This is a genomic window from Mesorhizobium sp. M4B.F.Ca.ET.214.01.1.1 (assembly GCF_004791545.1).
In the GTDB taxonomy this organism is placed as follows: Bacteria; Pseudomonadota; Alphaproteobacteria; order Rhizobiales; family Rhizobiaceae; genus Mesorhizobium; species Mesorhizobium abyssinicae.
This window is the reverse complement of record NZ_SRUX01000001.1, coordinates 646,713-673,636: the sequence shown is the minus strand read 5'-3', so window position 1 is coordinate 673,636 and position 26,924 is coordinate 646,713. Positions and strand designations below refer to the sequence as shown.

Sequence of the window (26,924 nt, the reverse complement as noted above, 5' to 3'; positions counted from 1 at the left end):
GTTGCCTGGTCGAGCTGGTCGAGGGCTTTCTGCAAGGCGTCCATCACGCGATCCCCTTCGGCTTGGCAGCGGACTTGCTCGTAGCGGTTTTCTTGTCTGCGGTCTTTTTGGGCGCCGTTTTCTTCTCGGAAGCCTCAGCGACCAGGGTCGTGGCGGGCACAGCCGCCGGTTCAACGCGCGGCTGCTGGTCGGCCTTGGCGAAATTGGGGTGCACCACCTGGCCTGCATCGGTCAGCATGGTCGCCTTGACCAGTTCGTCGTCGCGCTTGATGGCAAGCGTCTTGTTCTCCTTGTCGACCAGCGTCTCGAGGAAGGCGAACAGGTTCTTAGCGTAGAGCAGCGAGGCCGACGCCGCGACGCGGCCCGGCACGTTGAGATGGCCGACGATCTTGACGCCGTTCGCCGTCGTCACGACCTTGCCGGCTTGCGCGCCCTCGACATTGCCGCCGCGCTCGACGGCGAGGTCGACGATCACCGAGCCCGGCTTCATCGAGGCGACCATCGCCGCCGAGACCAGCTTCGGCGCCGGCCGGCCGGGGATCAGCGCCGTGGTGATGACGATGTCCTGCTTGGCGATGTGCTCGGCGGTCAGCGCCGCCTGCTTGGCCTGGTATTCCTTCGACATTTCCTTGGCGTAGCCGCCGGCCGTCTCGGCCGCCTTGAACTCTTCGTCCTCGACCGCCAGGAATTTCGCGCCGAGCGACTGCACCTGTTCCTTCACCGCCGGACGCACGTCGGTGGCGGTGACGACGGCGCCAAGCCGGCGCGCGGTGGCGATCGCCTGCAGGCCGGCGACGCCGACGCCCATGATGAAGGCCTTGGCCGCCGGCACGGTTCCGGCCGCCGTCATCATCATCGGCAGCGCCCGGTCATATTCGGCGGCCGCATCGATCACCGCCTGGTAGCCGGCGAGATTGGCCTGCGAGGACAGCACATCCATCACCTGCGCGCGGGTGATGCGCGGCATGAACTCCATCGAGAAAGCGGTGATGCCGGCCTTGGCCATGGCGGCGACGGCCGCGTCGTTGCCGTAAGGATCCATGATGGCGATGACGGCGGCGCCCTGCTTGTAGCCTTTCAGCTCCGCATCGGTCGGGCGGCGCACCTTCAGCACCACGTCGGCCTTCTTGGCATCACCGGCCGTGCCGATCTTGGCGCCGTTCGCGGCAAAGTCCTGGTCGGGAATGCGCGAGCCGGTGCCCGCGCCTTTTTCGACCACCACCTCGAAGCCGAGGCCGGCCAGTCGCTTCACCGTGTCCGGCGAGGCAGCAACGCGCTGCTCGTTCGCGTCAAGCTCACGAGGGATGAAAACCGTCTGCCCCACCGCATGATCCTTTCGGCTGGAACCTGTCTGCGCGGGACGCCGGCCGGGGCCTCCGGCGACGTCCGAGGCAAGAGATTTGTAAGGTCTATCGGAGGATGAAGAAGCCGGCGGCCAGGATCACGGCCCAGAGGATGACCGCCGAGAAGAAGCCGCCTACGAAGAAGCCGAAAGCCATCGAAATCATCACGGCGAGGCAAAAGAGCGAACCGTATTTGGCCAGCGCCAGGAAGCCCGCATAGGTGCGGTCATGCTCGGCATAGTCCATCTTCGCGCCCAGTTCGACAGGACCGGTCGGCGTGTGATCAGCCATAGGAATACCCCTTCGAAGACATCTTGGAGGCACATAGCGAAAAGCTGGACGCAGAGCAATGGCGCTATTGCCGCATCGCCCGGCACAACAGCCTCAAAGGAAAGTTGAAGACCGCGACCCCGACCGGCCCGCTGGCAGTGAAGGGGCGATGACGGCCTTCAGACCTTCAGCCGCCGAGATGCGGGAACAGTCCGAGCAGGCCGGCGATGATCAGATAGAGCGCGACGATGTAGTTCAGCAGCCTGGGCATGACCAGGATCAGCACGCCGGCGATCAGCGAGATCAACGGGGTCAGCGTAAGCGCGGAAATGGTCATGTCGGGGGTCCTTTCCAAAAGCGGTGATCACCAATCCGTGGCGATACAATCTGCAGGTGGTGCCTGTCGCCCCTTACAACGCCGGCGCGCCCGGAAGGCTCCAGCCGACGCATGTCGCCGAAGAAAATGCCGCGGGTTTCGGCACGACGACAGGGGCAAAAAAGCCGCGGGGGTCAGGCCGCCTCGAAGTATTTGGCGGTCGGCAGGATGGTCAGCGGCGCCAGCTCGCCCCGCTTGGGGCGTTGGAAAAGCATGCGCTGTTCGAACGTCGTGGAGTTGAAGAACGGGAAGCGGTCCAGCGTCGCCTGCATGTTCTCGGAGCACTTCGACTGGAACAGATGCACGGGAACGGTCAGGCCGGGATAGTTCCGCGGCGGCACCGCCTGCTCCGATCGGAAGATGCGATGATAGAAGGCGGAATGCTCTTCCTTGATCGCCGTCAGGCAATAGGTCGGCTTGAAATGGCTGCAGGCAACCACCGCCAGCCTCAGCGTCACATAGGGCAGCACCCGCAGGCTGCTCGACCATTCGAGATCGGCGGCGAACCGGCTCGGATCGACGAAGGTCTCGCCGGCCGCCAGGCGCCGCGCCAGCACGTCGCCGAAGACATCGGTGCTGGGCGAAACTGGATGCTTCGCGTTGGCATGGTGAATTCTGATGGTGCTGACCAGCGAGCCGTCGAAGAACACGCCGAAGCGATAGCAATTGGGAAGGTCGTCGAAGCTGTCCTTCACCATGCGGGAAGCATCGGGCTTCACCATGCCGGCGTGAAGGTAGGAATTGTAGCGAAGCCGATAGATTGCCTCGAGGTCTTCGGCGCCGTCGCAAAGGCGATACTCGATGTGCTCCAGAACTTCCATGATGTGATCTGAAAACACCGAGGGACGCTGCTGACCCCTGGCTTTAGCCGCCGCCAGAGGCGTACCCACCAACTGAGCTTCCACTTTGTAAATCCTCGTGCCGCCGCAAGAGGACCATAGCGAACAGGCGAAAGAACCAGAAGCGAAATTCCGAGCTTTTGAGTTTACCCTAAATTAACGTTAACAAATGGTTAAACCCAAAGGATGCGCGGCTTCGGGGCGTTTCGCGGGATATTTCAGGTGGCGGCGAGCTTCGCGGCCGGCCGCAACTCAGCGGCGAAAGGCCAGGTCACGTTGGACATGGTCTCGATGCCCGACGCGCTCAGCGCGGCGCCGAAGAGGAAGCCCTGGACCAGGTCCGGCTTGACCGAATGCAGCAGGATCTTGAGCTGTTCGAAGGTTTCAACGCCTTCGACGGTGACGGTGAGACCGAGGATCCGCGTAAGATCGACGACGCCCTTCAGGAGGTCGAGCGAGCGCGGGTTCTGGGTGACGTCCATCAGGAACGAGCGATCGATCTTGATCTTGTCGAGCGGCAGCTTGTGCAGATAGCTCAGGCTCGAATAGCCGGTGCCGAAGTCGTCGAGGGCGATGCGCACGCCGAGTTGCTTCAGCTCCTCGATGTACTGCCGCGTCAGCGACTTGTCGTCGAGCAGCGCGGTTTCGGTGACCTGGATCTCCAGGCGGCCCGCCGCGAGCCCGGAAGCGGCCAGCGCGTCACGGACCTTCTGGATGACGTCGTGGTTGCGGAAATCCTTGGCGGACAGATTGACTGAGACGCTGGTCTGGTCCGGCCATTTGGCGCACTCGGCGCAGGCCGCCTGCAACACGAAGGTGCTGATCTCGGAGATGATGCCCATCTCCTCGGCCAGCGGGATGAAGATGCTCGGCGAAATCGGCCCGAGATCGGGATGATCCCAACGGCAGAGCGCCTCGCAGCTGGCGATGCGCATCGTGTGCATCGACACGATCGGCTGATAGACAACCCGCAGGCCCTTGCTTTCCACGGCGCTGCGCAGGTCAGCCTTCATCAGCTGGCGGTTGCGGAAGGCGGCGTCCATCGACGCCTCGAACAGCCGCCAGTTGTTCTTGCCGAGCTCCTTGGCCTTGTAGAGCGCAAGGTCGGCCTTGACGATCATGGCATCGACGTCGGTGTCCGCGACCTTGGACAGCACGGCGCCCGCGCTGGCCTGGATGCGCAGCCCGTGACCGGCGACGTCGACTTCACCCTGCAGGTCGGCGAATATCTGGTCGAGCAGGCCGGTCAGATGGCTCTCGTCCTCGATGCGATCGAAGAAGATCATGAACTCGTCGCCGCCGAAGCGGCTGACGGTGATGCCTTGCCCGGCTACGGCTGCCAGCCGTTCCGCCACGGCGTAGATCAGGCCGTCGCCAACGGGATGGCCGAGCGTGTCGTTGACGCTCTTGAAATCGTCGAGGTCGACCACCGACAGGCCGCACAGGCGATCCCGGTCGCCAGAGGCCATCAGTTCCCCGACGAGCTCATGGAAATAGGCGCGATTGGGCAGGCCGGTGAGGTTGTCGTAGCGCGCCATGAAGCGGATCTTTTCCTCCGCCTCGACACGCGCAGTGACGTCCTCGAAGGTGATGACGCCAAGGTCCTGGCTGCCTTCGCGCGCCGAGAATTCGAAGTGCTGGCCGTTGGAGAAGGACACCAGCACCTTGCGGTCGCGTCCTTCGCGCAGCGCGCGCGTCAGCTGCGCCTCGACATAGCGGCAGTCCTTCGGCGCCAGCATGCCGCCGGCAACGCCGCGCATCAGCAGCGAATGGATCGACCGCCCGAGCAGTTGCTCCGGCGATTTCAGCGACATCAGATGGGCGGCCTCGGCATTGCCGACCACCACCTTGCCGTCCGGGCCAAGCATGACCAGGCCATGCGACATGGTGTTGAGGGCGCGGTTGAAGCGCTGCGCGAGCTGCCTGGCCTGCTTGTGCCCGACGACGGCCGAGAACAGCACATTGCGGACGTGGTCGGCACTGCCCTTGATGATGAACATGAACGGGATGATCAGCAGGCCGAGCACGACATAGGGGATGTCGACCCTGAGAATGAGGGCGGCAGCGATAGGTCCGACGAAGGTCACTGCGAAGATCATGACCATGCGCGGCGAGCCGTAATTTCGGCCAACGACGGTCACCAGGGAGGCCAGCGTTACCGACAACGCGCCGATCTCGGCATAGGAATCCGAGTAGACATAGATGGATATGAAGCAAAAAATCCCCAGCAGCAGCCCTTGCAGGCTACCCTTCAGGATGTACTCGCGCTCCCATTTCGTCGCATCGGCGGCGTCGCGAATCTCGCCGCCCGAGCGATGGAAGCGCCGCAGGCTGAAGTAGCGCCAGACGCCGACGCCGAGCAACGCGCCGGCGAGCGCCAGGAAAACCGGCTGGCCGTTGCGCCAGTAGACCATGAGGCTGACGACGGCGTGGCAGCTCGCGCCGATGACCAGCATGTGCGCGTTGTCGAACAACGAGCGCACAAACTGGATATAAACATCCACAGGGATGTTATCGGTTTTTGTTCTGCCCATTACTGGCGCCCATTGAGCCCCAGCCTTGCCATAGTCCCATTAAAAAATCTTTAGCCTGGGCTGAAACGCCTGGTTTCCGGGCGCTTTTGGGGTCACTCGGCGGCCTGCAGTTCCGACCTTGCCGGCGCTTTCGCCAGGCGCTCCAGCAGTCTCGAACGCTCGCCGGCGGCCTTTTCGGCGCTCACCTGCCGGACGTGGCCGTAGCCGCGGATCAGCGCCGGCACCGAGGCAAGCGCGGTGGCCGCCTCGATTCTGCCAGGCGCCAGCGCGCCGGCGATCAACTCCAGGTCGGCCTCGTACTGTGCCAGGAGCTGCCGCTCCATGCGCCTTTCCGCGCTGTGGCCGAAGATGTCGAAAGCCGTGCCGCGTAAGCCTTTCAGCGCCGCAAGCAGGCGAAACCCCTTCATCATCCAGGGGCCGAAATTCGATTTCCTCGGGCGGCCGCCATTGCCGCGCCGGCCCAGCATCGGCGGCGCCAGATGGAATTCGAGCTTGTCGTAGCTCTGGAACTGTTTCGATAGCTCGGCGGCGAAGGTGCCGTCGGTATAGAGGCGCGCCACCTCGTATTCGTCCTTGATCGCCATCAGCTTGAACAGGTTCCGGGCGGCGGCCTCGGTCACCACCGTCGAGCCAGGCGCCGCCTTGCCCTCGGCCTGGCGCAGCGCGGCGAGCCTTTGGGCATAGCGCTTGCCGTAGGCTGGGTTCTGATAGGCGGTGAGGAAGGCGACGCGGCGGGCGATGATCTCGTCCAGCGTCTCGGAGGGCGCGGCGGCCGCCTTGCCCGGCTGGCTGACGAGGCCGCGCACGAAATCCGGCTCATGCGCGGCGCGGCGGCCCCAGCGGAACGCGGCGACGTTCATCGCCACTGCCTCGCCATTGAGCTCGATCGCCTTCTCGACCGCCTCGGCCGACAGCGGCAGCCCGCCATGCTGGAAGGCGAAGCCGAGCATGAACATGTTGGCGCCGAGCGAGTTGCCGAACAATTGGGTGGCGGTGCGGGTGGCGTCGAAGAAATGCGCCTTGCCGTCGCCTGCGGCAGTGCGGATCGCCTTTTTCAGCCGCTCGACCGGCAGCGAGAAGTCGGCGGAGCGGGTGAATTCGCCGGGCATGATCTCGGCGGTGTTGGCGAGGAAGATCGTATGGCCCTCGCGCACCGCCGCCAGCACCTTCTGCGCGCCCGACACGACGAGGTCGCAGCCGAGCACCAGGTCGGCCTTCCCCGCCGAAACGCGGATGGCGTGGATCTCGTCCGGCGTGCGTGCGATGCGCACATGGGTGAACACCGAGCCGCCCTTCTGGGCGAGGCCGGCCATGTCGATCATGCCGCAGCCCTTGTCCTCGAGATGCGCCGCCATGCCGAGCACCGCGCCGATGGTGACGACGCCGGTGCCGCCGACGCCGTCGATGATCCCGGCCCATCCCTGCGCGCCGAGGGGGAACTCGGCCGGGGCGGGCACGCCATGGAGCGGGTCGGTCCTGCCGGCGATGCCCTCGGCCTTTCTGATCTTGGCGCCGTGCACGGTGACGAAAGACGGGCAGAAGCCGTTGACGCAGGAGAAATCCTTGTTGCAGCTCGACTGGTCGATGCGCCGCTTGCGGCCGAATTCGGTCTCGACCGGCTGGATCGACACGCAGTTGGATTGCACCCCGCAATCGCCGCAACCCTCGCACACCAGCTCGTTGATGAAGATGCGTTTGTCGGGGTCGGGGAAGGTGCCGCGCTTGCGGCGGCGGCGCTTCTCGGCGGCGCAGGTCTGGTCGTAGAGAAGCACGGAGATGCCCTTGACCCCGCGCAATTCGCGCTGGACGAGGTCGAGGTCGTCGCGGTGATGGATGGTCGCGCCTGCCGGGAAGTCGGCCTTCCCCGCGTATTTGTCCGGCTCGTCGGTGACGATGGCGATGCGCTCGACGCCTTCGGCCCGCACCTGCCTGGCGATCATGTCGACGGTCAGCCCGCCCTCATGCGGCTGGCCGCCGGTCATGGCCACAGCGTCGTTGTAGAGGATCTTGTAGGTGATGTTGGCATCGCTCGACAGCGCGAAGCGGATCGCCAGCGCGCCGGAGTGATTGTAGGTGCCGTCGCCGAGATTCTGGAAGATGTGGTCGCGTTTCGAGAATGGCGCCTGGCCGACCCACTGCGCGCCTTCGCCCCCCATCGCGGTGAAGCCGACGGTGTTCCTGTCCATCCACAGCGCCATGAAATGGCAGCCGATGCCGGCGGCGGCCAGCGACCCGTCCGGCACCTTGGTCGAGGAATTGTGCGGGCAGCCGGAGCAGAAGAAGGGCGTACGCGAGCCGATATCGACTGTATCGGCGAGCATGGCCTGGAACTGGCGCAGTTTCGCCACCCGCGCCGCGATCTCTTCCGACGGGCCGATGGTGCGCAGGATCCGCTCGCCGAGCGCGATCGCGATCTCGTTCGGATCGAGCGCGCCCTTGGCCGGGAACAGCCAGTCGCCGCGCTCGTCCTTCTTGCCGACGATCGCCGGCTGGCTGGCGGTGCCGTAGAGGCTTTCGCGCAGTTGCACCTCGATCAGCGAGCGCTTCTCCTCGACGACGACGATGGTGTCGAGGCCGCGGGCGAAGTCGGCGACATGCTGCAGGTCGAGCGGCCACGGGCAGCCGACCTTGAACAGCCGGATGCCGATGCGGTTGGCCGCCGCCTCGTCGATGCCGATATCCTCCAGCGCCTGGCGTACGTCGAGATAGCTCTTGCCGATGGTGATGACGCCGAGCTTCGGATTGCGGCCGCCGGAATAGATGATGCGGTTCAGCCCGTTGGCGTGGATGAAGGCGGAGGCCGCGTTGCGCTTGTACTCATGCAGCCGCTCCTCCTGGCCGAGCATATCGATCTCGTGGCGGATGTTGAGGCCGCCGGGCGGCATGTCGAACGGCGGCACCACGATGTTCAGCCGCCCCAGCGAGGCGTCGACGGAGGCCGTCGATTCGATGTTGTCCTTGACGCATTTGATCGCCGCCCAGGTGCCGGCGAAGCGCGACATGGCGAAGCCGTAGAGCCCGTAGTCGATGATCTCCTGGACGCCGGCCGGGTTGAGGATCGGCACCATCGTGTCGACGAACAGGAATTCGGTGGCGTGCGCGTTGGTCGACGATTCGGCCATGTGGTCGTCGCCCATCAGGGCAAGCACGCCGCCATGCTTCGACGAGCCGGCGAGGTTGGCGTGGCGGAACACGTCGCCGGAGCGATCGACGCCCGGCCCCTTGCCGTACCAGACCGAAAAGACGCCGTCATGCGTGCCTTCGCCCAGCAATTCGGCCTGCTGCGTGCCCCAGCAGGCGGTGGCGGCAAGCTCTTCGTTGAGGCCGGGCTGGAAGACGATGTCGGACTGCGCCAGCTGCTTCTTGGCCCTCCACAGCTGCATGTCGAGGCCGCCGAGCGGCGAGCCGCGATAGCCGGAGACGAAGCCGGCGGTGTTCAACCCCGCGCGGCGATCGCGCTCGCGCTGCATCAGAAGCATGCGGATGACGGCCTGCGCGCCGGAAAGGAAGATGCGCTCCTTGCCAAGGTCGAACTTGTCGTCGAGCGCGACGTCATGCAGCGTCATCAGGCATTTCCTTCGCGGAGGGCGCACGGAATCGCGCGGCCTACGTCGGAGTGGGACGCCGCAGTCTTTCTCCCCTTGCCGGAGAGGTCAAACGAAATCGCAGGTGCCAGACGACGCGCAACAAACGGTCAAATCGGCGGCGGTTGACGCATGCAACGGCACCGGGGGCGGTTCAGCCGAGCACGAAAATTCCGGCCCCTGAACCTCAGGCGGCCTTCGAGCAATCGGGCTTGGGCTCGCCCGGCAGCTTGCCGTCGACATGGCCGATCATGTCCTTGTTGAGCTCGTAGACCGGCCCGACCACCAGCGGACGGTCCGGCAGCACCGACTGATCCATCGACGAAGTCAGCGTCGTCTCGAAGCTCTGCAGCAGCGTGCCATTGGCGTCCTCGATGCGGATCGAGATCGAATAGGGCTTGTCCTTGACCACGCAGGTGAGCGGCGGACTGGTCAGCGTTATATGCGGCAGCTTGGGCCAGATCTTCTGGTTGACGATGATCGGATCTCCCCCGGCCGGGTTCTGGAAGCTGACCACGGCAACCTGGCCTTCTCCCATCGGCCGCAGCGGGTTGAGGGTGACGACATAGGTGGCGATGCCCAGCCGGTAATTGAACTCGAACAGCTTGCCGGAAATAGCGAACAGCTGCTCCTTGCCGGAATCGCGGCAGGCGCCAAGCATTGCCACCGCCAGCAGAGCGGCGCCGAGAACGATCGAGCGCGAATTTTTCCTAGACATCGGTAGCCTCCCTGGCCGCCGTGCGGCGGCGGTAATAACGGTTTGCCTTTTGCCGGTTGCCGCACACCGCCATGTCGCACCAGAGGCGACTGGAATTGCGGCTGCGGTCGACGAACAGCCAGCTGCAGTTGGGACAGATCCTGAGCCGCGCGACCGTCTCCTCGCGCAGCAGCGACAGCGCCGAGACGGCCAGCGCCGACTCGAAGGCCATCGGTGTCGCCGGGTCGCCGAACGGCTGCCCCGAAGCGCCGATTTCGGTGCGGCTTTGCGCCAGTCCGTCGGCGCAGGCCGCCAGGAAATCGGGCAGGTCGCCGGTGGCGATCGCGCCCTTTGCCACCGCGTTGCGGAACAGGCGGTCGGTGGTCTCGCGGATCGACAGCACCACCGGTGCGATCGCCTCGGGCGCCGGCGCTTCCAGCTTGCGACCGCCGAGCTCGCTGGCGCGGAAGCCGCTCGCCGCCTCGGCGAAACGGGCGATCTCGGCCGGATTGTCGAAACGGTCGAAGGTCTTCTCCGGGTCGTTGCGCAGCACGACGGTGTTCGCGGTGTCGAGCGCGAGAATGCCGCCGGTGAAGCGGTGCGGGGTCCAGGATACCGTCATGACAGAAACCTAACCGATAAATCGCGTTTGACAAGTTAGATTCCGAATGCAACGTTCCGCGCAGGGTTGCGAGTTGCCGCTGCCCCTGTTTCGAGCATGTCGTTGCCCCAAAACCGCTAGGCACTTTTGGGCGACATGCTCCGAGGTCTGCGCATGCTCTATTTCTTCCAGCAGGTTCTGAACGGGCTGCATTCGGGCGCGCTCTATGCGCTTCTCGCCTTCGGCTATGTACTGACCAACGGCATCCTGCACCGCACCAACCTCGCCTATGGCGCGGTCTTCGCCTTCTGCGGCCACACAATGATCCTGACCGCCGCCTTCGGCTACCAGGCGCTTTGGCTGACGCTCTATGCCTCTGTCGCGCTCGGCGTGTTTGCGGCCTTCCTCTATGCGGCGCTGATCAGCCGCGTCCTGTCGCGCAACGTCTTCGAGCCGCTGGCCGACCGCTCGCCCAACGCCATCGTGGTGACGACGCTGGGCGTATTGCTGGTGCTTTCGGAGTCAAGCCGCATCGCCGCCGACACGCACGACCTGTGGCTGCCGCCGATGCTGGCCGTGCCGGTCGTCTTCGCCGAGCACGACGGCTTCAAGGCGACGCTGACGCTGATCCAGCTGCTCGACTGCGCCGCCGTGCTGGCGGCCATCGCGCTTGCCGCCTGGGCGTTCGCCCGCTCCCGGTTCGGACGCTCCTGGCGCGCCGTCTCCGACGATCCCAGGGCGGCGGCGATGTGCGGCGTCGACGTGCGCTCGGTCTTCCGCCAGGCGGTTCTGCTCGGCGGCTTCTGCGCCGCGCTCGCCGGCGTGCTGGCCGGCATCTACTATGGCAACATCAGCTTCGGCACCGGCCTGGTCTACGGGTTGAAGGTGCTGTTCGTGACGGCGGTCGGCGGCTATCTCTCGCCGCCTCGCGCCGCGCTCGGTGCCGCCGCCTTCGGCATGGCCGAATCGCTGTGGGCCGGCTATTTCCCGCTCGAATGGCGCGATGCCTGGATGTATCTGTTCCTCGTCGCCATGCTGGTGCTGATCGGCGCCGGCCGCGACCAGCAGAAAATCGCCTGACCTATCAGACTTTGGTTGCATCGTGCCCCGCTAGCCGGCGGTTTGCCGGCGTCCCCGTCTCACAACCATGTTGACCGCCCCTCTGCCGTGTTGACCCGCCGTGCCACGCACGGCATACCGTTGGGCCACTGCGGCACGTCGGAAAATAAGGGGAGCCGGCGCGCCTCCGACATTTTGAATTGCGCATCGCGATTTCCGGAAATCGAAACCGATTTTCGGGCCGATGCGCGGAGGGAGGAAATGCATGGCAGGGCTGCTCGCTCTATCCAGAACGATCGACCGTGTGAACGAGTTCATCGGCAGATGGGTGTCGTGGCTGATCCTGCTGGCGATCCTGGTCAGCGCCGGCAACGCGATCATCCGCAAGGTCTTCGACATATCGTCGAACGCGTGGCTTGAATTGCAATGGTATCTGTTCGGCGCCGCCTTCATGCTGGCCGCCGCCTATACGCTGAAGCAGAACGACCATATCCGCATCGACATCGTCTACGGCATGTTCTCGCGCCGGGTGCAGCACTGGATCGACCTGCTCGGTCACATGCTGTTCCTGATGCCGTTCGTCACCCTGATGGTGATCTATTTCGTGCCCTATGTGTCGCTGTCCTTCCGCAGCGGCGAAATGTCGACCAATGCCGGCGGGCTGATCGTCTGGCCGGCGAAGGCGATCCTGCTTGTCGGCTTCTTCCTGCTGGCGCTGCAGGGCATCTCCGAGATCATCAAGAAGATCGCCATCATGCGCGGTGACATGGACGATCCCAATCCCTTCATATCGGCGCATGAACAGGCCGAACTCGAGGCGAAAGCACTCGCCGAAGAAGCCAAGGCGCTGGCCGGCGAGGTGCGCCCATGATCGAGTTCATCGCCCAGAACATGGCGCCGATCATGTTCGCCTCGCTGATCATCTTCCTTTTGATCGGTTACCCCGTCGCCTTCTCGCTCGCAGCCAACGGCCTTTTGTTCTTCTCCATCGGCGTCCTGCTGTCGCCCTATTCGGGCGGCTCGATAAACCTGGCCTGGCCCCTGCTGCATGCGCTGCCCGACAATTTCTACGGCAGCCGGGTGATGTCGAACGACACGCTGCTGGCGATCCCGTTCTTTACCTTCATGGGCATCGTGCTGGAGCGATCCGGCATGGCCGAGGACCTGCTCGACACGATCGGCCAGCTGTTCGGGCCGATCCGCGGCGGCCTTGCCTATGCCGTCATCTTCGTCGGCGCGCTGCTAGCGGCGACCACCGGTGTCGTGGCGGCGTCCGTCATCGCCATGGGCCTGATCTCGCTGCCGATCATGCTGCGCTACGGCTATGACCGCCGTGTGGCGTCGGGCGTCATCGCGGCGTCGGGCACGCTCGCCCAGATCATCCCGCCCTCGCTGGTGCTGATCGTGCTCGCCGACCAGCTCGGCCGCTCCGTCGGCGACATGTATGCCGGCGCGCTGATCCCCGGCCTCGTGCTCACCGGCATCTACATGCTCTACATCCTGATCATGTCGATCGTCCGGCCGAAATCGATGCCGGCCCTGCCGCTCGAAGCCCGCACCCTCGGCCATGGCGTGGTGTCGCTGATCGTGGCGCTGGCGGTTGCGGTCGCTGTGTCCTACGCCGCCTATCGCTATCTGGCGCCGGCGCATGGCGACAATGCCGACATTCTCGGCGCCTGCGTCGGCGTGATCCTGATCTATGTCGTGGCGATTGCCGACAAGGGCCTGAACATCAACATGATGTCCCGGCTGGCGCAGCAGGTGATCATCGTGCTGATCCCGCCGCTGGCGCTGATCTTCCTGGTCCTCGGCACCATCTTCCTTGGCATCGCCACCCCGACCGAGGGCGGCGCCATGGGCTCCGTCGGCGCATTGATCATGGCGGCGGCAAAGGGGCGGCTGTCGCTGGATGTGATCAAGCAGGCGCTGACCGCGACGACCAGGCTGTCCTCCTTCGTGCTGTTCATCCTGATCGGCGCGCGCGTCTTCTCGCTGACCTTCTACGGCGTCAACGGCCACCTCTGGGTCGAGCATCTGCTCACCTCGCTGCCGGGCGGCGAGGTCGGCTTCCTGATCGGCGTCAACGCGCTGGTCTTCGTGCTTGCCTTCTTCCTCGATTTCTTCGAGCTCGCCTTCATCATCGTGCCGCTGTTGGCGCCCGCCGCCGACAAGCTCGGCATCGACCTGATCTGGTTCGGCGTGCTGCTCGGCGTCAACATGCAGACCTCCTTCATGCATCCGCCCTTCGGCTTCGCGCTGTTCTACCTGCGCTCGGTCGCCGCGCGCGTGCCCTATCTCGACCGCATCACCGGCAAGCAGATCGCGCCGGTCACCACCGGCCAGATCTATTGGGGCGCGGTGCCCTTCGTCTGCATCCAGGTGATCATGATCGGGCTCACCATCGCCTTCCCGCAGATGGTGATGCACTACAAGGGCGCGGCGGTTGATCCGGGCACGATCGACATCCAGTTGCCGCAGATGCCGGGCCTGTCGCCGCTCGGCACGCCGCCGGCGGATGGCGCCGCCGCTCCGGCCTCTGGCGGGGCGGCACCGGCACCGCCGGCCACCGACCTGTCCCAGCCACCGAGCTTCGGCGACACGCCGCCCGCCACGCCGGCGGCACCGGCGCCCGATCTGTCGCAGCCGCCGAACTTCAATTGATGGGGGAGGCCCGACAGTTATGAAAGCGGTTCGCCTCGAGGCTGTCGGCAGCATAGCGCTGCGCGAGGTCGACAAGCCGTCGGCCGGTGCGGACGATCTGCTGGTGCGGATCGAGGCCTGCGGCGTCTGCGGCACCGATCGCCATCTCTTCCACGGCGAGTTTCCTTGCAAGCCGCCGGTAACGCCCGGGCATGAGTTTTCGGGCATCGTCGAGGCGGTCGGGGCGTCGGTGATCGGCTTCTCCGTCGGCGACCGCGTCACCGGCGATCCCAACATCGCCTGCGGACGATGCCCGCATTGCCATGCCGGGCGGGTCAACCTCTGCCGCAATCTCAATGCCATCGGCATTCATCGCGACGGCGGCTTCGCCGATTATGTCGTGATGCCGCAGAAGCAGGCCTTCCTTCTGCCGGCGAGCCTCAAGCCGACGCATGGCGCATTCTGCGAGCCGTTGGCGTGCTGCCTGCACGGCGTCGACCTCGCCGCGATCAAGCCGGGCGGCTCGGTCGTCGTGCTCGGTGGCGGCGTCATCGGCCTGCTCACCGTGCAATTGGCAAGGCTTGCCGGGGCGAAGACCATCGTGCTGTCGACACGCCAGGCCTCGCGCCGCGCGCTCGCCGAGGAGCTCGGCGCGACGGCCTCAGTCGATCCAGGCGCCGGCGACGTTATCGATGCCATTGCCGGACCAGACGGGCTGGTGCCGGGCGGTGCCGACGTGGTGTTCGAATGCGCCGGCGTGCGCGATACGGTCGAGCAGTCGTTGCGGCTGGCGAAGGCCGGCGGCACCGTCGTCATCGTCGGCGTCGTGCCGCAAGGCATGCAGGTCGTGTTCGAGCCCTTCGACCTGCTATTTCGCGAATTGAAGGTTCTGGGCTCCTTCCTCAACCCCTACACCCACGGCCGCGCCGCCGGGCTCATCGCCTCGGGCGCGATCGAGGTCGACCGGCTGATATCGAGACAGGTATCGCTCGAGGAGGCGCCGGCGGTGATCGCCAATCCGCCCGCGCCGGGCGAGGTCAAGGTGCTGGTGGTGCCAGGCTGAACCAGGCGCCTGCAAAGCCCGGGGCGATCAGTCGCCGAAGTCTACGCCGCCCCTCATCCCCTGCCAGAACCTTCTCCCCGTATAGTGACGGGGAGAAGGGGCTAATCCCAGCCTACAGCTTGCCCTGGCGCTGCTGGACCATCATGAAGGTGTCGTAGTTGTACTCGGCCACCTGGGCCCAGAGATAGTGCTCCTTGCGGAAGCCCTTGATCGACTCCCAGATCTTCTTGAACGGCGCGTTCGAGGCTTCCATCTCGGCGTAAACCTCGTTCGCCTTCTCGAAGCAGGCGGCCATGATCTCCTGGCTGAACGGCTGCAGCTTGGCGCCGCCGGCCACCAGCCGCTTCACCGCCGCCGGATTGAGGAAGTCGTATTTCTGCAGCATGTTGGCGTCGGTTGCCTGCGCCGCGGTCCGCACCAGCGATTTGTAGGACGCCGGCAGCTCTTCATACTTGGCCTTGTTGAACATCAGGTGGACGGTCGGGCCGCCTTCCCACCAGCCGGGATAGTAGTAGTAGGGCGCGACCTTGTAGAAGCCGAGCTTCTCGTCGTCATAGGGGCCGACCCATTCCGCGGCGTCGATGGTGCCTTTCTCCAGCGCCGGGTAGATGTCGCCGCCGGCGATCTGCTGCGGCACGACGCCGAGCTTGGCCACGACCTTGCCGGCAAAGCCGCCGATGCGCATCTTCAGGCCGGAGAGGTCGGCGACGGTGTTGATCTGCTTGCGGAACCAGCCGCCCATCTGCACGCCGGTATTGCCGCCCGGCAGGCCGAAAAGCCCCTGCGTGGCGAGGAATTCGTTGAACAGGTCGATGCCGCCGCCATGATAGTGCCAGGCATTGATGCCGCGCGCGTTGAGCGAGAACGGCACCGCCGCGCCCAGCGCCCATGTCGGGTCCTTGCCCCAGTAGTAGTATGCAACGGTATGGCAGGCCTCGACGGTGCCGGCGGCGGTCGCATCCGCTGCCTGCAGGCCGGGAACCAGCTCGCCGGCGGCGAACACCTGGACCTGGAAATTGCCGTCGGTCGCTTCCGACAGCATCTTGGAGAACACTTCGGCGCCGCCATAGATCGTGTCGAGCGACTTCGGGAAGGACGACGCCAGCCGCCACGTCACCTTCGGATTGGATTGGGCGATTGCCGGAGCGGCAAGCGTGGCCGCCGCCGCCGCGGCGCCGACGCCGGTCACGCCGGCCTTGCGGATGAATGAACGACGATCCATGAAGTTCCTCCCTTTTGGATCAACAGACCAACATTCGGGGGAATCCTCGATACCCCGGCTCGGCCTGGGCGAGACAATACACGGGCGACAGGTCGAGTCCAGCGCGGCGGCGGCGCCTGGCAGCTGCATTGCCGGGAAATCCGCGGGCTTGGGCAAGAACCTGCAACTATAGTCTAACGGCCAGCGGCGTGGCCCATACGACGCGCCGAAACTTGTCATGGAAAAGCGCCTTGGGATCGCCTATTTTGTAGGCAGAATAGTTCCTTAGCTCTCAACGGAAACCGGATCCAAAATGCAGCAGCCGCTCGTCGCCATCTCGACCGACGTCCGCCAATTCGACAACTACACCTGGCATGCTGCCCCGCAGCAATATCTGGAAGCCGCGCTCGTCGGCGCCGGCGTGTTTCCGCTGCTGGTGCCGTCTTTTGGCGACCGGCTCGACTTCGACGAACTCTTGTCGTCGGTCGACGGGGTCATGGTCACCGGCTCGAAGTCCAATGTGCATCCCTCGCTCTACGGCGGCGATGCCAGCGAGCGGAACGGCCCCTACGATCCGGCCCGCGATTCGACCACGCTGCCGCTGATCCGCAAGGCGATCGAGCGCGGTGTGCCGCTGCTCGCCATCTGCCGCGGCATCCAGGAACTGAACGTGGCGCTGGGCGGCACGCTGGGCACCGAGATCCAGGAGCGCGAGGGATCGCTCGACCACCGCGCGCCGGTGAGCGACAATCAGGACGAGCGCTTCGCCATCCACCAGACGATTTCGATCAAGCCGGGCAGCTGCCTCGCCGGCGTCTTCGGCGCGGGCGAGATCAAGGTCAATTCACTGCATCGCCAGGGGATCGACCGGCTCGGGTCGAAACTGCAGGTCGAGGCGCTCGCCGCCGACGGGACGGTCGAGGCGGTGTCGGTTCGCGACGCTCGCGCGTTCGCGGTCGGCGTTCAGTGGCATCCCGAATATTGGGTCAAGTCGGACGACAATTCGGCCAGGATTTTCCGCGCCTTCGGCGATGCCGTGCGCCTGCATGCGGCGGCGAAAGCCGGCGTCCGCGCGGCGGCGGAGTAGGTCTGCCCAACCTCAGTCGTGGTTCAGCGCCAGAAGCGGCGTGACCGGCGCGTAGGATTCGTAGCCGTCGCCATCGGCCACGCTGAAGGTGACGATCGGATCGATGCCGTTCGCGCTGAAGGCGACCGTGCCGTCGGCCTCTTCGCGCCAGAATTTCGCCCGCTCGATGCCAGGCAAAAGCTTGCGGCAGTTGGGGCCGACCGTCAGCAGCGTCAACCCGCCCGACACTTCGGCGCCGCGCCGGACGGCGCAAGCCGCTTCGTCGCCATTGGCCGTCAATCGGTAGGTGCTGGACGGGGCCGTTTCGCCGGCGATGCTTTCGCCGCTGCCGGCGCGAAAGTGCTGGGCGCCACCCGCCACCGCGGCAACCGCCACCACAACGGGAAGTACTTTCACCCTGTCTCTCCGTACATTTAAGCGCCCCGGCGCGCCTCAAACCTGGCCGACCATTCGGCCTGCCTATGCATAACGAAGTATGCATAGTGATTCCAAATGGTTAACCGTTCGCTAAGAAATATGGCCGGGCCGACCGGGGTCAACCGCGCGGCTTGACCTCAACCGTCTCCGGCACCGGGGTCAGCGGCCGGCGCTCGCTGAACCAGGAGATGAGATTGTCGACGCACAGATCCGCCATGGCGCGACGTGTGTGCTCCGACGCCGAGCCGACATGAGGAAGCAGCGAAGTGTTCGGCGCTTCGAGCAGCGCCCTCGGCACGTTCGGTTCGTCGGCAAAGACATCGAGTCCGGCGGCGGCGATGGTGCCGTTGGCAAGGGCGGCGGCAAGCGCAGCCTCGTCCACCGTGCTGCCGCGGCCGATGTTGACGAAGACGCCGTTCGGGCCGAGCGCCGACAGGATCTCGGCATTGATCGCCTTCTCCGTCGCGGCGCCGCCCGGCGCGATGCAAATCAGCGTGTCGACCGCCTCGGCCAGGCCTTTCAGGGTCGCGTGGTAGCCGTAGGGCAGGCCCTCAACCTTGCGGCGGTTGTGGTAGGAGACCGGCAGCGCGAAAGCCTCCAGCCGGCGGGCGACCGCGAGGCCGATGCGGCCCATGCCGAAGATGCCAACGCTGCGGCCGCGCAAGGTGAGCCGGCTCAGCGGGTAGTGGCCGGTCTTCACCCAGCCGCCGTCGCGCAGCCATTTCTCCGCGGCGTACATTTCGCGCACGGTGTTGATCAGCAGACCGATCGTGGTGTCGGCGACCTCCTCGGTCAGCACGTCCGGCGTGTTGGTCACCATGATGCCGTTTTGCCCGGCATGGCGGGCGTCGACCGAATCGTAGCCGACGCCGAAATTCGCGATGATCTCGAGCCGGGGCAGTGCGTCCATCAGGGCTGCGTTGATGCCGCCGAAGCAGGCGATGCCGCGCACCGTCTCGCGCATCTCGTCGGTGACCAGCGACGGATCGGCCCGCTCGATCCCGATCCGCCGGAACGTGCGATCGATGCGGCCGACGGCATGGTCGTTGAAATGGCCGGGCACCAGGATGGCGACCGGCTGCTGTTCGGTCTTGGTCATGCCCGCTCCACCGGCTTGCCGGTCGACTGGCGCACATGCAGTTCCGGCTTGATCAGTTCCTGCGACGGCCGCACCGTCTGTCCATTCAGCTTGTCGAGCAGCGCGCTGGCGGCGCGGCGGCCGACCTCGCGCTGGCCGTTCCAGACCGTCGTCAATGCCGGTGTCGCGATTGCCGCCTCCTCGAGATCGTCATAGCCGGTGACCGAGATGTCGACGCCCGGCACCAGGCCGGCGCGGGCGATGCCGTTCATCAGGCCGATGGCGACGAGATCGTTCCAGCAGCAGGCGGCGGTCGGCTTGTCTTTCAGCGCCAAGAACTGGCCGGCGGCCTCGAACCCGGCCTGTTTGGTGCGCGGGCCGGCGATGCGCCAGGACGGCCTGACCTCCAGCCCCGCCGCCTCCATGGCGTTGAGATAACCCTGGTAACGGTCGCGGCCGGTCGACGTCTGGTCGGTGCCGCCGATCATGGCGATGCGCTTGTGGCCGAGCGAGATCAGGTGGTTGGTGGCCAGCGCCGTGCCATAGGCGTCGTCGCCGCGGAAGACCGGCACGTCGGCCCCGGCGACGCTGCGCGCGATCAACACCGCCGGCAGGCCGTTGTCCTCGGCCATGACGATGTCCTCGGCCGGCGTGCCGATGGCCGGCGACATGATGACGCCGTCGGCGCCGAGCTGCAGCAGCGTGTCGATGAAGGTGCGCTGCTTTTCGAGCTGGTCGTAGTGGTTGGACAGGATGAAGGTCTGCCGGCTGCGGTCGAGCTCGCTTTCGATCGAACGCAGGATCTCGGCGAAGAACGGGTTCATGATGTCGTGCACGACGACGCCGACAATGCCTGAGCGCGAGGTGCGCAGGCTGGCGGCGCGGCGATTGTAGATATAGCCGATGGCGCGGGCGTGTTCCTTGATGCGGTCGCGTGTGCTGCCCGCCACCAGCGGGCTGTCGCGCAGCGCCAGCGACACCGTGGCCGTGGACACACCGAGCGCATCCGCGATCGTCGAAAGCTTGATCTTCTGTGCCAGCCCTTCGCTCCCCGAACCGATTTAAACTGTTTAAAGGCGGCTCTTATGCCATCGATCCCCGGCAAATCAAAGTTTTTTTGCCAGGGCTTCGGCCTCTGCGTCCAGCGTCGCGCTGTTGCGCAGGCGAAGCCGGTGTTCGCGATGAATGATGTAAAGGCCGCTGGCGACGATGATGGCAGCCCCCAGCAGCGTCCAGCGGTCGGGAAACTGGTTGAAGATGATCCAGCCGGAAATGATCATCCACACCATCTGCGAATAGGGGTAGGGGGCGAGCGCCGTGGTGGTCGCCAGGCGATAGGCCTGCACCAGCAGCCAATGGCCGGTGGCGCCGAACACGCCGAGCATCAGGAGGATGAACCAGTGCCACCCGTCATGCGGCAACGACACTGAGAACGGCAGCATGGGCAACAGCAGCACGGTCGGCGCCAGTGCCGAGAACAGGATCAGGCTTTCCGAGCTTTCCGTAGCCGACATGCGGCGGGTCATGATGACATAGAAGCTGTTCGACAGCATCGAGCCGAGCGCGAAGAGATGGCCGATGCCGAACACGCCGACGCCCGGCCGGGTGATGATCAGCACGCCGACGAAGCCGGTGAGGATCGCCAGCCAGCGCCGCCAGCCCGCCCATTCGCCGAGCAGCGGACCGGCAAGCGCGGTGATCACCATCGGGCCGAAGAAGTAGATCGATGTCGTCTCCGCCAGTTGCAGGGTTCGCAGCGCGAAAATGTTGCACATGGTCGAGCCGAACAGGAACGCGCCGCGCAGGATATGCGCGGTCAGGTTCCTGGCGCGAAAACGCGACGGCTCGCGCCAGCCGCGCAGGAACACGCCGACAAGCAGCACATGAACGACGAAGCGAGCCCAGGCGACGATCAGCGCCGAGACGCCGGCCAGCACCAGATATTTGCTGCTGGTGTCGAGAAAGGTGAAGCAGACATACACGCACAGCATCAGCAGCATCGCCGCCGGCGGCGTTGCGCTGTCGTCTTGATTTTTGGGAATGCTCAAGGTCGGGCCGAGGAAAGGTAGACGCCACCTTTTGCGGCAATCGCCGCTGGCCGGCAAGCCAAAAGCGACTGGCCCAACAAGCGTCCCCGGACAGGCTCAGTCCAGGCGCTCCGTGGACCAGCGCCTGCGGGCTTCAATCATGACTGCATGCGGGCGCCCTTGACGATCTTGTCGACGAGCTTCTTCTCGGCACGCAGCGCGATGCCGACGACCCTGGCGTCATCGGGCGCGAATTCGGCGAAGACGGCGCGGTTGGCGGCGTCGTGCCCGGTCGAAAACATCTCCTCGACATAGGCCGATGTCGTCACGCCGCGCTCCAGCGCCCGGCGATGGATCGCATTCAGCGTCGGTCCGTCCGCCGACAGCACGATCACCGGCTGGATCGACAGCGGGTTGTAGATGTTGCCGGCACGGTCGCGGTAGGGCTCGCCGATGATCTCCGGGAACTGGGCAACGATGCCGCTGGTGAGGAAGGCGGTGACGTTGAGCTTTTGCCAGACGGCGAGATCGTCCCTGAGCACGATTGCAAATTTCGTATCGAACACCAAGATTCAAGTCTCCGGGAGGCGGCCTGTGACAGGCCTGGATGAAGCGATGCCACACGATCTAGCCGCGGAGCCTGTGCAGGGTCTTGAACGTTCGTGCTCGGGCGAGGTCACCGGGGACCGTATCGTGTCGGCGCCGGCAGGCACCGGCATCGAGCGCATCGAGGCGCGCTTCCACGGCAATGCCTTCGAATTGCACCGTCACGACACCTATGCCATCGGCGTCACGCTGCACGGCGTCCAGCGCTTCCGCTATCGCGGCGCGCTGCGGCACAGCCTGCCCGGCCAGGTGATCGTGCTGCATCCCGACGAGTTGCACGATGGCGGCGCCGGCACGGAGGACGGACTGCGCTACAGGATCCTGTATCTCGAACCGTCGCTGCTCATCGATTGCCTGCGCGGCGCGCCGCTGCCTTTCGTTGAGGATGCGGTGGTGAGTGATCCGGCGCTGCGCGGCACGCTGCTGTCGGCGCTGGCGCCGCTGGAGGAAGAATTGGACGAGCTGTTCGTCGCCGATTTCATCGCGCGGCTGGCGCGGAACCTCGGTCGACATGCCGGGCAGCCGGCGAAGCCGATGGGAAAGACGGCATGGCGCGCCGCAGCACTTGCGCGCGATTATCTCGAGGAGAATGCCGGGCGGCCGGTGCGGTCAGGTGAACTGGAAGCCGTTACCGGCCTCGACCGCTACGCGCTCTCGCGCCATTTCCGCGCCACTTACGCCACCAGCCCGCATCGCTTCCTTGTGATGCGCCGGCTGCAGCGGGCGCGCCGGATGATCGAGGCGGGCGAGCCGCTGGCCGAAATCGCCGTTGCCGCCGGCTTCAGCGACCAGAGCCATTTCAACCGACATTTCAAGAAGGCGTTCGGGCTAACGCCCGGGCGTTGGTCGAGCTTGGTTCGAAGCGCGACGCGCAGCGTCGTCGCTCAACCGCGAGACGCCCAGTGATAGCTCTCAGGCGCGACGTGCAGCGTCGTCGCCCTTCCGCTAAGCCGCCGATGCTTGGGTGCTACTTGGAGCGACCATGCTCACCGCGTCGCTCGTTAAAGGGCAACGCTGGCGCACTGCACCGCGACGACGCTGCGCGTCGCGCTTACGCGTCGCTGCGAGACGCGTCGCTCGTTAATCATCCAGCTCGGCGTCGTCGTCGATGAGCACCAGATCTTCGTTCGAAAGATTGGCTTCGACCCGGGCGAGCAGTTTGAACAGCGCCTTCTGGTCCTTCTTGTCGAGGCCCTTCAGCGCCTGCTTCTCGGTCTTCTTCACCGATTTCTCGATGGCGTGGATGATGTCGCGGCCGGTATCGGTGAGGAAGATGTGGGCCTGGCGGGCATCGGCGTTGGAGGCGCGCTTTTCGAGAAAACCCTGCGCCTGCAGCCGGTTGATGGTCTTGGTGATGGTCGGCGGGCGCACCCCCAGGCGGCCGGCGAGGTTGCCGGGCGTCTGGCCGTCCTCGCGGTCGAGCGCCAGCATGATCTGGTCCTGCCCGGCATAGAAACCATGCGCCAGAAGACGCGCTGCGAGCGCCGTGCGCGCCAGTCGCGCCGCCGAATGCAGCCGGCTCATTGTCGCTGTCTTGTCCGCCTTGGCCATGGTCATCCCTCTTCGGCCGAACCGGTGCCGACAGCATAGAGGCTGCCTGCCGGTTGGCAATCGACGATCAAAAAGAATCCGGCTTGCAGCACAGCTTTGCCGGCAAGCATTGCGATGTCCGCCGAGGTGATGCCAGATGTTTATTTCAGTTAGATGACAAACGACTTTTCCCCTGCGGGAAGGCTTTCCGGCGGGCGCGTCGAGGCGTGCAAAGCCGAGCCTCAGCCGGACTTCACCGCGACGACCAGCAGCGCCTGGTAGGCGTCCGCCGCCTCGCGCAAGGCCGCCTGCGCCAGCGGTCCCGCGCGTCTCGCGATGCCGTCCCGCGCATTCGACGTGTCGCGCTTGCCGGCGCGCTCGGCATAGGGCGGCACGGTCGCAAAGATCTGATCGCTGAGCGCGTCGGGGAAGAACAGCTGGCCGGTCATCGTCGAGCTGTCGTCCGGGAAGATCTTGAAGTGGATATGGGTGGTGCGGCCGCGATACCACCCGGGATAGATGGTGGCGAAGGACACGATGCCGCGTTCGTCTGTTTTCTGCCAGCCGCGCAGGAAAGTCTGGCCTGACGTGTCGACATCCTGGCCGTCGCCCTGGCCCGGAGCCGGAATAGTGGCCTTGCGCGTCGCAATGCCAGACATCGACCCGCGCCCCAGCCAGCGGCCGGCAGGTGGCATCGACCACCTGCAGCTTCACAGTCAGGCCGACACCGCTCTTTCCCTCGGCGATGTCGGCGCGTTCGAGCTTCGGGTCGAAGTAGAACGGCCCCTCGGTCGCCTCGGGCGTGATGGCGCAAACGCCGGCGCCGGCATCGAAAAGGGCAAGCCCGGCATAGGACGAAACCTGCGCCGCTGGCGCGGTGGACGGCATAAAGCTGCCGCCGCCGGCGGTGACGGCAATCAGGCCGAGCGCCCGGCGCCGGGAGATTGGCAAGGAAGCTCGCTTGTCGGACATCTGGCGCCTTTCCGGCCTGCTGCCTGGCCCATCGGTTTGCCGCGTGCAAATGCGTGGCACACACCCTATATGGAGCCGACACTCCCCTTTTCGAAGCCCGGATTTTCCGAGGCAGGAAGACTTTTCGAGGCAAGACATGAGCCAAGCGCAGACGCAGATCCCCGTAACCGTGCTGACCGGCTACCTCGGCGCCGGCAAGACGACCTTGCTCAACCGCATCCTGTCGGAGAACCACGGCAAGCGCTATGCCGTCATCGTCAACGAGTTCGGCGAGATCGGCATCGACAACGACTTGATCGTGGAATCCGACGAGGAAATCTACGAGATGAACAATGGCTGCGTCTGCTGCACGGTGCGCGGCGACCTGATCCGCGTCGTCGAGGGCCTGATGCGCCGTCCCGGCCGCTTCGACGCCATCGTCGTCGAGACCACGGGCCTCGCCGATCCGGTGCCGGTGGCGCAGACCTTCTTCATGGACGACGATGTGCGTTCCAAGACCAAGCTCGACGCCGTGGTGGCGCTGGTCGACGCCAAGCACCTGCCGCTCAGGCTGAAGGATTCCAAGGAAGCCGAGGACCAGATCGCATTCGCGGACGTGGTGGTGCTCAACAAGACCGACCTCGTGACGCCGGACGAACTCGCCAAGGTCGAGGCGACGATCCGCGCCATCAACCCGTCGGCCCGGATCCACCGTACCACGCGCGCCGGTGTCGCGCTGGCCGAGGTGCTCGATCGCGGCGCCTTCGACCTTGCCCGCGCGCTGGAGAACGACCCGCATTTCCTCGAAGCGCACGACCATGATCACGATCACCACGATCATGACCATGATCACCATCATCATGACCATGACCATGACCACGATCACCATCATGACCATGCGCATCCTTCGGACATCCATGACGTGACGGTGCAGTCGGTGTCGCTGCGCGGCGGCGAGATGGACCCGAAGAAGTTCTTCCCGTGGATCGAGAAGATCACCCAGATGGAAGGCCCCAACATCCTGCGGCTGAAAGGCATCATCGCGCTGAAAGGCGACGATGAGCGCTACGTCATCCAGGGCGTCCACATGATCATCGAGGGCGATCACCAGCGCGCCTGGAGGGATGGCGAGAAGCACGAGAGCCGGCTGGTCTTCATCGGCCGCGAGCTCGACGCCGAGCGGCTGCGCAAGAGCTTCGAGGCCTGCCAGGCGGCTTGAACGTTCGGGAGAGGACAGGCTGCTTAGGGCGATCGAAGCACTGCCAAGCATTCTGTAGCGACAATTTCCAACCGTTGGCGCCGCCCCTCATCCGCCTGCCGGCACCTTCTCCCCGTATAGTGACGGGGAGAAGAAGGCTGGCCGCGATGTCGACGCCTATTCTGTAGCGCTGAAGATTGGCGAGATCATCCGCGACAGCCCTCTTTCTCCCCGTCACTATACGGGGAGAAATGTCCGGCAGGACAATGAGGGGCGGCGCCATCGCTGGCGAATATCCCCCTCATGGTTGCCGGACGTACAAACGTCGAGTAAGCCGCCTTCTGCACTTTCACCAGACAAAGATAGCCATGCCCACTGTCGCCCCGCTTGATCTCGAAGGCCATTGCGTCGCCGCCGTCTTCCTCGGCGATGTGCCGCATTTCGCGCTCGCCGATGGCACAATCCACCGCCTCGACAACGGCCATAAGACCGTTCAGGCCAATGACGGACTGCTTGCCTCCTTTCACGATGCCGCCAATGACCGGCTGATCACCGGCGGCGAGGACGGCAAGGTCTTTTCGACCACCGCGGGCGGCAACGTCGAGGAACTGGCGAGCGCCGGCAGGAAATGGATCACCAGCATCGCCGCCGGCCCGCAGGGCGCGATCGCCTTTGCTTCGGGCAAGACCGCCTTCGTGCGCTTCGCCGACGGCAAGACCAAGGAATTCGCCCACCCGCGCTCGGTCGAGGGATTGGCCTTCTCGCCCAAGGGCATGCGCTTCGGCGTCGCCCGCTACAATGGCGCGACGCTGCATTTCCCCGCCGCCGAGGGCAAGCCGGTGGAGCTCGAATGGGCCGGCGCCCATACCGGCATCACCTTCTCGCCGGACGGCGCCTTCCTCGTCACCACGATGCAGGAAAACGCGCTGCACGGCTGGAAGCTCGCCGACGGCAAGCACATGCGCATGAGCGGCTATCCGGCAAAGGTCAAAAGCCTGTCATGGGCGCCGAAGGGCAAATGGCTGGCGAGCTCGGGCGCGCCGGCGGCGATCGTCTGGCCGTTTACCGGCAAGGACGGCCCGATGGGCAAGGCACCGCTGGAGCTCGGCACGCGCGGCAACGCCATGGTGACCACGGTCGCCTGCCATCCGAGCCAGGATGTGGTGGCGATCGGCTATGACGACGGCATGGTGATGGCGGTGCGCTTCGCCGACGCCAAGGAAGTGCTGCTGCGCCGCCCGGGCAAGGGCGCCATCACCGCGATGATGTGGGACAGGCAAGAGCGCCGCGTCGTCTTCGGCAGCGCCGCCGGCGACTGCGGCGTCATCGATATTTCCGCATAGCCGCGGCTATTCTGCCCCGCAGGATACTTTGCCTTTGACTTCAACCGGCTTGCCGTCCTGGTCCGTATCCGCCGCGGCGTCGTAGATGGCGAGCGTATAGCGCCCGTCATAGACGCCTTCGTCGCTGGTCTTGGTCAGGATTGTCAGTTCGACCGAGTTGATATGTTCAGCGACTTCGTGCTCGCGATAGATGTTCAGCCGCAATTCCTCGCCGTCGAGCCAGTATTGCGTCAGGTTGGAATCCTCGAAGACGGTCTTGCGCAGGCTGTCGTCGGCAGGCCTGCCGAGAATTTCGAGATCGCCGCGAAAATTGAACGTCGGCCCGCCCATGCCCCTGGTGACGCCGGCTTCGACCTGGAATATTGCCCCCGCATCCTCGGCGGAGCACCAGATGCCGCCGCTCGCAAGGGCCGAGCCAGCCGACAGAAGCAATGTCGCAGTGCAAATGATCGCCCGCATTTTTCTCCCCCAGAACCAAGC

25 protein-coding genes and 1 pseudogene are annotated in these 26,924 nt (G+C 65.2%); 8 read left to right on the top strand and 18 right to left on the bottom strand.

Annotated features, from left to right (window positions below; genetic code table 11):
* Positions 1 to 43 precede the first annotated feature (43 nt).
* The 8 genes from EN857_RS03110 to EN857_RS03075 form a co-directional block, all read right to left on the bottom strand.
* Entirely contained in the window at positions 44 to 1,324 is a 1,281-nt protein-coding gene (locus tag EN857_RS03110) for a Re/Si-specific NAD(P)(+) transhydrogenase subunit alpha (RefSeq protein ID WP_128346265.1), read from the bottom strand.
* Between the two features lie 85 nt (positions 1,325 to 1,409).
* Positions 1,410 to 1,634, bottom strand: a complete 225-nt coding sequence (locus EN857_RS03105; protein WP_126057003.1) for an aa3-type cytochrome c oxidase subunit IV — start codon at positions 1,632 to 1,634, stop codon at positions 1,410 to 1,412.
* Positions 1,635 to 1,800: 166 nt separating this feature from the next.
* Positions 1,801 to 1,950 carry a DUF3096 domain-containing protein gene (locus tag EN857_RS03100; protein WP_127222595.1) on the bottom strand — a complete coding sequence of 50 codons (150 nt, stop codon included), beginning with the start codon at positions 1,948 to 1,950 and terminating at the stop codon, positions 1,801 to 1,803.
* Between the two features lie 173 nt (positions 1,951 to 2,123).
* Complete coding sequence (locus EN857_RS03095; protein ID WP_245478321.1) at positions 2,124 to 2,879, bottom strand: hypothetical protein; 756 nt, start codon at positions 2,877 to 2,879, stop codon at positions 2,124 to 2,126.
* A 167-nt stretch (positions 2,880 to 3,046) separates the two neighbouring features.
* Positions 3,047 to 5,362 carry an EAL domain-containing protein gene (locus EN857_RS03090; RefSeq protein ID WP_135897636.1) on the bottom strand — a complete coding sequence of 772 codons (2,316 nt, stop codon included), beginning with the start codon at positions 5,360 to 5,362 and terminating at the stop codon, positions 3,047 to 3,049.
* Positions 5,363 to 5,454: 92 nt separating this feature from the next.
* The gene (locus tag EN857_RS03085; RefSeq protein WP_135857941.1) at positions 5,455 to 8,928 is read right to left on the bottom strand and encodes an indolepyruvate ferredoxin oxidoreductase family protein; all 3,474 of its coding nucleotides are present in this window, start codon (positions 8,926 to 8,928) and stop codon (positions 5,455 to 5,457) included.
* A gap of 205 nt (positions 8,929 to 9,133) precedes the next feature.
* Entirely contained in the window at positions 9,134 to 9,664 is a 531-nt protein-coding gene (locus EN857_RS03080; RefSeq protein WP_127392754.1) for a hypothetical protein, read from the bottom strand.
* Positions 9,657 to 10,265 (bottom strand): CGNR zinc finger domain-containing protein, encoded by a 609-nt coding sequence (locus tag EN857_RS03075; RefSeq protein WP_127392755.1) that lies wholly within the window; start codon positions 10,263 to 10,265, stop codon positions 9,657 to 9,659. Before EN857_RS03075 ends, EN857_RS03080 begins: the two co-directional genes overlap by 8 nt.
* Positions 10,266 to 10,418: 153 nt before the next feature.
* Here EN857_RS03075 and EN857_RS03070 point away from each other — a divergent pair, with 153 nt between their 5' ends.
* From EN857_RS03070 to EN857_RS03055, 4 genes are all read left to right on the top strand, one after another.
* Entirely contained in the window at positions 10,419 to 11,324 is a 906-nt protein-coding gene (locus tag EN857_RS03070; RefSeq protein ID WP_127392758.1) for a branched-chain amino acid ABC transporter permease, read from the top strand.
* Positions 11,325 to 11,568: 244 nt separating this feature from the next.
* Entirely contained in the window at positions 11,569 to 12,174 is a 606-nt protein-coding gene (locus EN857_RS03065; protein ID WP_127282913.1) for a TRAP transporter small permease subunit, read from the top strand.
* Positions 12,171 to 13,964, top strand: coding sequence for a TRAP transporter large permease subunit (locus EN857_RS03060; RefSeq protein ID WP_127392756.1), 1,794 nt, complete (start codon positions 12,171 to 12,173; stop codon positions 13,962 to 13,964). The genes EN857_RS03065 and EN857_RS03060 overlap by 4 nt, the downstream gene beginning before the upstream one ends.
* Positions 13,965 to 13,983: 19 nt before the next feature.
* Entirely contained in the window at positions 13,984 to 15,006 is a 1,023-nt protein-coding gene (locus tag EN857_RS03055; protein WP_127392757.1) for a zinc-dependent alcohol dehydrogenase family protein, read from the top strand.
* A gap of 112 nt (positions 15,007 to 15,118) precedes the next feature.
* Here EN857_RS03055 and EN857_RS03050 read toward each other — a convergent pair whose 3' ends face one another.
* Positions 15,119 to 16,228 (bottom strand): TRAP transporter substrate-binding protein, encoded by a 1,110-nt coding sequence (locus tag EN857_RS03050; RefSeq protein ID WP_127287189.1) that lies wholly within the window; start codon positions 16,226 to 16,228, stop codon positions 15,119 to 15,121.
* Between the two features lie 292 nt (positions 16,229 to 16,520).
* On the opposite strand from EN857_RS03050, the gene EN857_RS03045 reads away from it, so the two are divergent.
* A complete protein-coding gene (locus tag EN857_RS03045; RefSeq protein ID WP_127309655.1) occupies positions 16,521 to 17,294 on the top strand; it encodes a gamma-glutamyl-gamma-aminobutyrate hydrolase family protein in 774 nt (257 codons plus the stop codon).
* Positions 17,295 to 17,306: 12 nt separating this feature from the next.
* Here the strand turns inward: EN857_RS03045 and EN857_RS03040 are convergent, their stop codons facing one another.
* The 5 genes from EN857_RS03040 to EN857_RS03020 all read right to left on the bottom strand — a co-directional run bounded on the left by EN857_RS03040 (position 17,307) and on the right by EN857_RS03020 (position 21,382).
* A complete protein-coding gene (locus EN857_RS03040; RefSeq protein WP_128346225.1) occupies positions 17,307 to 17,690 on the bottom strand; it encodes a hypothetical protein in 384 nt (127 codons plus the stop codon).
* 139 nt (positions 17,691 to 17,829) lie between these two features.
* Positions 17,830 to 18,810 (bottom strand): 2-hydroxyacid dehydrogenase, encoded by a 981-nt coding sequence (locus EN857_RS03035; RefSeq protein WP_128275675.1) that lies wholly within the window; start codon positions 18,808 to 18,810, stop codon positions 17,830 to 17,832.
* A complete protein-coding gene (locus tag EN857_RS03030) occupies positions 18,807 to 19,829 on the bottom strand; it encodes a LacI family DNA-binding transcriptional regulator (protein ID WP_127285869.1) in 1,023 nt (340 codons plus the stop codon). Before EN857_RS03030 ends, EN857_RS03035 begins: the two co-directional genes overlap by 4 nt.
* 66 nt (positions 19,830 to 19,895) lie before the next feature.
* Entirely contained in the window at positions 19,896 to 20,780 is an 885-nt protein-coding gene (locus tag EN857_RS03025; protein WP_187331356.1) for a DMT family transporter, read from the bottom strand.
* A 194-nt stretch (positions 20,781 to 20,974) separates the two neighbouring features.
* Positions 20,975 to 21,382 (bottom strand): DUF2000 family protein, encoded by a 408-nt coding sequence (locus EN857_RS03020; RefSeq protein WP_127285867.1) that lies wholly within the window; start codon positions 21,380 to 21,382, stop codon positions 20,975 to 20,977.
* Between the two features lie 49 nt (positions 21,383 to 21,431).
* On the opposite strand from EN857_RS03020, the gene EN857_RS03015 reads away from it, so the two are divergent.
* Positions 21,432 to 22,328, top strand: a complete 897-nt coding sequence (locus tag EN857_RS03015; protein WP_127392659.1) for an AraC family transcriptional regulator — start codon at positions 21,432 to 21,434, stop codon at positions 22,326 to 22,328.
* A gap of 174 nt (positions 22,329 to 22,502) precedes the next feature.
* On the opposite strand, the gene EN857_RS03010 is transcribed toward EN857_RS03015, so the two are convergent.
* The 3 genes and pseudogenes from EN857_RS03010 to EN857_RS36275 all read right to left on the bottom strand — a co-directional run.
* A complete protein-coding gene (locus EN857_RS03010; RefSeq protein WP_127392660.1) occupies positions 22,503 to 22,973 on the bottom strand; it encodes a MarR family winged helix-turn-helix transcriptional regulator in 471 nt (156 codons plus the stop codon).
* 221 nt (positions 22,974 to 23,194) lie between these two features.
* Positions 23,195 to 23,611: a hypothetical protein gene (locus EN857_RS36280; protein ID WP_292290581.1), complete on the bottom strand. Its 417-nt coding sequence runs from the start codon at positions 23,609 to 23,611 to the stop codon at positions 23,195 to 23,197.
* 19 nt (positions 23,612 to 23,630) lie between these two features.
* Positions 23,631 to 23,840 (bottom strand): annotated as a pseudogene (locus tag EN857_RS36275) (protocatechuate dioxygenase); the annotation flags it as partial.
* 220 nt (positions 23,841 to 24,060) lie between these two features.
* Here EN857_RS36275 and EN857_RS03000 point away from each other — a divergent pair.
* Entirely contained in the window at positions 24,061 to 25,122 is a 1,062-nt protein-coding gene (locus EN857_RS03000) for a GTP-binding protein (RefSeq protein ID WP_127392661.1), read from the top strand.
* Between the two features lie 347 nt (positions 25,123 to 25,469).
* Positions 25,470 to 26,444, top strand: a complete 975-nt coding sequence (locus EN857_RS02990) for a WD40 repeat domain-containing protein (protein WP_127285862.1) — start codon at positions 25,470 to 25,472, stop codon at positions 26,442 to 26,444.
* A 6-nt stretch (positions 26,445 to 26,450) separates the two neighbouring features.
* On the opposite strand, the gene EN857_RS02985 is transcribed toward EN857_RS02990, so the two are convergent.
* On the bottom strand, positions 26,451 to 26,903 hold the full coding sequence (locus tag EN857_RS02985; protein ID WP_127392662.1) for a hypothetical protein: 453 nt from the start codon (positions 26,901 to 26,903) through the stop codon (positions 26,451 to 26,453).
* Positions 26,904 to 26,924 lie beyond the last annotated feature (21 nt).